Consider the following 1,293-nt stretch of genomic DNA (forward strand, 5'->3'; position numbering starts at 1 on the left):
ATTTATTCCAGTCAAGATATTCAATTGCTTTTAAGTAGGTATCCTCAGTAACTTTAATTTTTTTAGGTAGGGTTGTGTATGTTGGTGATTTTGGTTTTTCGATCATTGGCATTTTAGGGAATCCTTTTTTTGTTTTTTTAAAAAAATTAATGCGGTGAATAATATATAAAAATATTTGACGCTTGACAACTTCAATATATTAAAGTATAATAAACTATTAGAAAACACAGGATAATTTTTAATGTGGACGCTACTACAAACAAAAGAATTTAAAGAATGGTATTTAAGCTTAGACAATACAAAAACAGTAGTAATCACCAAAAAAATATTAGTGATTGAAAAAATTGGCAACCTTGCAACAATTAAACAAGGGAGCAAATCACTCGGTAAGGGTTTGTATGAATTAAGAGATAAACAACTTGGTATGCGAGCTTATTATTCTTTTCATAAAGACAAAATTATTTTACTGCTAAATGGCGGTGATAAAAACACCAAAAAACAACAAGATAACGATATAAAAAAATCTAGGAAACTTTTAGAGGAAATTAAGCGAGGCACTTATGAACAGTCAAACATTGAGCAGCTTTAGAGAAACAGCACGAAACAAATTAGGCAATGATGTTTTTAATCAGCTCGATCATGAAGCAGAACTGATTGCTGAAAATATCATAACGCTACAAACACAACTAGCCGATGCAGTAAAAAAATATATGAATGACACTGGCAAAGGATTTAATGAAATTCAAAACGATTTAGAAATATCATCAAACAAATTAAATTCAATTTTAAAAGGCACTGGAAATTTTACAATAAAATCTATCAGTGAAATTTTTGGGTTACTTGGTAAAAAAGTCACTTTAAATTTTCAGTAATTAAAATTAACATAATGCAAGTAAAATATTTTTATTTATTTTCATCTTAGTTTTTTATTTCTGATTTTCTCTTAGGCAAATCTAAAAAATAAAATTTTAAAATTCATCACAAAAAATCTAAAACTTTTTTCAATCACTCACGCAAAAAAAATCTGAAAAAAATCTAAAATAATTTTCAAAATATTTTTTTTTTAAAATAACTGCCAAGCTCGCCTTGGTTTTTTTATTTTTAATTTTCCTTTTTTGTTTTCACTTTTTCCTTTTCATTCTCACGGTTTTTTAAATATCTTAATGTAGTCCTGCTATTTTTATTAAAGTCTTTGCTATCGCTTTTATATTGCCTTTTATCACGCTTTAAAATCTCATTCAATCGCCATAGTTTCGGCTTGGTTAAATTCAATACAAAATCAGATACTTTAAA

The 1,293-nt window shown here is 26.8% G+C and carries 3 protein-coding genes; 2 read left to right on the top strand and 1 reads right to left on the bottom strand.

What is annotated here, in order from left to right; all coding sequences use genetic code 11:
• Window positions 1–241: 241 nt before the first annotated feature.
• Window positions 242–589, top strand: a complete 348-nt coding sequence (locus IE867_RS14460) for a type II toxin-antitoxin system RelE/ParE family toxin (RefSeq protein ID WP_192485406.1) — start codon at window positions 242–244, stop codon at window positions 587–589.
• The gene (locus IE867_RS14465; protein WP_192485407.1) at window positions 561–872 is read left to right on the top strand and encodes a hypothetical protein; all 312 of its coding nucleotides are present in this window, start codon (window positions 561–563) and stop codon (window positions 870–872) included. The genes IE867_RS14460 and IE867_RS14465 overlap by 29 nt, the downstream gene beginning before the upstream one ends.
• A 229-nt stretch (window positions 873–1,101) precedes the next feature.
• On the opposite strand, the gene IE867_RS14775 is transcribed toward IE867_RS14465, so the two are convergent.
• Window positions 1,102–1,293 (bottom strand): hypothetical protein (locus IE867_RS14775; protein ID WP_225630089.1); only part of this gene is annotated, 192 nt, incomplete at its 5' end.

The organism is Cysteiniphilum marinum (assembly GCF_014857925.1).
Lineage (GTDB): Bacteria > Pseudomonadota > Gammaproteobacteria > Francisellales > Francisellaceae > Caedibacter > Caedibacter marinus.